Here is a 2,927-nt window from a genome sequence, read left to right on the forward strand (position 1 = left end):
GCAAGTACAAGGACCTGCCGCAGACGCGCGCGGCCACCGATGCGGCCGAAGCGCAGATCATCACGGTGGCGATCCGCAGGGTCAATATCGGGCAGGACCCGAACGCGCCCAGCCTGCTCGACTTCGTCCCGCCCGACCAGTACACGATCCTGCCCAATACGGCCGGCTGCTATACGGCGAAAGACGCCGTCTACACCTTGCAGCTGGCACGCGAGCTGCTCGGCGGGCGCAACCTGGTCAAGCTCGAAGTACTGGGCGATGAAAAGACGCTGTTCCCGCACATGCCGGAAACCCTGGTCGCAGCGGAACAACTGGTGAAAGACGGCTTCGACGTGATGGTCTACTGCAGCGACGATCCGATCCAGGCAAAGATTTTGGAAGACATCGGCTGCGTGGCCATCATGCCGCTGGCGTCCCTGATCGGCTCGGGCATGGGCATCCTGAATCCGTGGAACCTGTCCCTGATCATCGAACAGGCGAAAGTGCCGGTGCTGGTGGACGCCGGCGTGGGCACGGCGTCGGATGCGGCCATTGCGATGGAGCTGGGCTGCGATGGTGTTCTGATGAACACGGCGATTGCCGGCGCGCGCGATCCGGTACGCATGGCAAACGCCATGAAGCTGGCTGTGCGGGCCGGGCGCGAGGCTTTTCTGGCCGGACGCATGCCACGCAAATTTGCCGCCTCGCCGTCCTCGCCCATGGCGGGCCGGCTGGCATGACAGCCAGTTCGCCACCGGCGGTACTGGTGTTTGCCGGACTCGATCCGTCGGGCGGCGCCGGCATCGCGGCCGATATCCTGGCCATAGCCGCGCAGGGCGCGCATGCGCTGCCGGTGATCACGGCACTGACGGTGCAGGACAACGACCGCGTGCATGAGGTGCAGGCGATCGATGCCCAGCTGCTGCTGCGCCAGGCGCAGGCCTTGATCGCGAAGATTCCGATTCACGCGGTGAAGATCGGCATACCGGGCAGCGCCGCCAATGCACGCGCGATTGCCGAGGTGATCGTGCAGTTGCGCCAGTCCCGGCCTTATCTGCCGGTGGTGCTTGACCCGGTGCTGGCCAGCGGCCATGGCGACGTGCTCGGTGCCGGCGATGCAGTGCAGGCGCTCGCGCCGTTGTTGCCAGTAACTACCGTGATAGTACCGAATGGGCCGGAAGCCGCGCGGCTGACCGGCTGCGTGTCCGCCGGCGAGCAGGCGGCCTGGCTGCAGGCGCGCGGCTGCATCAACGTGCTGCTGACGGGCGGCCACGGCGAGGGAGACCTTGTCGTCAACCGCTGGTACGGCGCAGGGCGCCAGCAGCGCGACTGGCAGTGGCCGCGCCTGGCCGGCGAGTTTCATGGCAGCGGCTGCACGCTGGCATCCGCCATTGCGGCGCGGCTGGCGCTCGGCGAGGCCATGCCCGATGCATTGGCTGGCGCACAGGCATATTGCCATGCCGCGCTGGCCGCTTCGTATGCGATTGCGCCGGGCCAGCGCATGCCGCAGCGTTTCAACCATCAATAAAGGAAAAAACCATGCGTGGAGTTTATCTGGTCACCCCGAACTGGGACGATACCGACCGGCTGCTGGACGTCACCGAACAGGCGCTGCGGGAAGGCGTGGCGCTGCTGCAGTACCGCCACAAGAACGCCGATGAAGCGCTGCGGCGCGAGCAGGCGGCAGCCCTGCGGCTGCTTACGCGCAAATACGGCGTGCCGTTCATCGTCAACGATGTTCTGGCGCTGTGCGAAGAAGTCGATGCCGATGGCGTGCATGTGGGCGGCACCGATATCTCGGTGGCTGAAGCGCGCTCGCGGCTGGGCAAGAACAAGCTGGTGGGCGCTTCGTGCTATGGCGACCTGGCGCTGGCGCGCGCGGCAAAAGAGCAGGGCGCCAGCTATATGGCGTTCGGCGGCTTCTACCCATCGCTGGTCAAGCAGTATCCGGTCACCACCGATCCCGATATCGTGGTGCAGGCCAAACGCGAGATCGATTTGCCCTGCGTGGTAATCGGCGGCATGACGCCCGAGAACGCGGCGCCCCTGGCCGCGCGCGGTGCCGACATGGTGGCGGCGATCAGCAGCGTGTATCTGGCCACTGCGCCAGGTATTGCAGTGCAGAAATTTAATCAGCTGTTTGCCGGGTAAAAGAAGGGCACAAGCGAGTCTGGTGGCGGTGAATAATCGGCATATAATAAGGCCATTCCCCCCAATTATATTGACCGAGGTTTCCCTTGCCCATGACTCAGCCAGCCGCCAAACGCCTTATCCTGATCGTTGACGATGACCAGCTGCTGCTGGAGTTTCTCGGCGAAGTACTGCGCCACGCCGGCTATGACACGGCGCTGGCCAATTCCGCCGAAGTGGCGCTGCAATTGATCGCCCAGCGCGAGCCGGACCTGGCCCTGCTCGACATCCATATGCCCGGCATGTCCGGCCTGGAACTGGCCAAGCGCCTGCATGCCGAAACGGCCGTGCCGTTCATGTTCCTGTCCGGCAGCGGCGACAGCGAATCGGGCAAGCAGGCGGCCGCCTATGGCGCCGTCGGCTATGTCGTCAAGCCGGTCGACGAAGGCCGTTTGATGCCTGCCTTTGAAGCAGGCCTGGCGCGCGCCGACGATATCCGCCAGCTGCGCCGCACCGAATTGAACCTGAACGCGGCACTGGCTGCCGGCCGCGAAACCAGCCTGGCGGTGGGCCTGTTGATGGGCAAATTCCAGACCGACCGCAACACGGCGTTCGAAGTGCTGCGCGACCATGCCCGTTCCAGCCGCCGCAAGATCAATGAAATCGCCAGCCAGCTGCTGCTGGCCGAGGAAACCCTGAACGGCCTGCACGGCGCGTTCCTGAACCGTGCGAAATCCACCAAGTAAATTTTTACAGGACCAGACATGAAAACCAAAGCAGCCGTGGCCTGGAAGGCCGGCGCCCCCTTGAGCATCGAA

General features: G+C 64.7%; 4 protein-coding genes. All 4 read left to right on the plus strand.

Going from position 1 to position 2,927, the window contains the following annotated elements:
- The coding region (locus RTQ46_RS27060; protein WP_312440709.1) for a thiazole synthase at positions 1-719 on the plus strand (719 nt) is incomplete at its 5' end.
- Entirely contained in the window at positions 716-1,507 is a 792-nt protein-coding gene (locus tag RTQ46_RS27065; protein ID WP_312440710.1) for a hydroxymethylpyrimidine/phosphomethylpyrimidine kinase, read from the plus strand. The genes RTQ46_RS27060 and RTQ46_RS27065, both read left to right, overlap by 4 nt.
- An 11-nt stretch (positions 1,508-1,518) precedes the next feature.
- On the plus strand, positions 1,519-2,130 hold the full coding sequence (thiE, locus tag RTQ46_RS27070; RefSeq protein WP_312440711.1) for a thiamine phosphate synthase: 612 nt from the start codon (positions 1,519-1,521) through the stop codon (positions 2,128-2,130).
- 92 nt (positions 2,131-2,222) lie between these two features.
- The gene (locus RTQ46_RS27075) at positions 2,223-2,855 is read left to right on the plus strand and encodes a response regulator (RefSeq protein WP_312440712.1); all 633 of its coding nucleotides are present in this window, start codon (positions 2,223-2,225) and stop codon (positions 2,853-2,855) included.
- Positions 2,856-2,927: the final 72 nt, after the last annotated feature.

This window comes from Janthinobacterium sp., from assembly GCF_031995485.1.
Lineage (GTDB): Bacteria > Pseudomonadota > Gammaproteobacteria > Burkholderiales > Burkholderiaceae_D > Janthinobacterium.

Coding starts and splice junctions, on each gene's coding strand:
- thiE (WP_312440711.1), top strand. CDS start 1,519: ATGCGTGGAGTTTATCTGGTCACCCCGAACTGGGACGATACCGACCGG.
- RTQ46_RS27075 (WP_312440712.1), top strand. CDS start 2,223: ATGACTCAGCCAGCCGCCAAACGCCTTATCCTGATCGTTGACGATGAC.
- RTQ46_RS27065 (WP_312440710.1), top strand. CDS start 716: ATGACAGCCAGTTCGCCACCGGCGGTACTGGTGTTTGCCGGACTCGAT.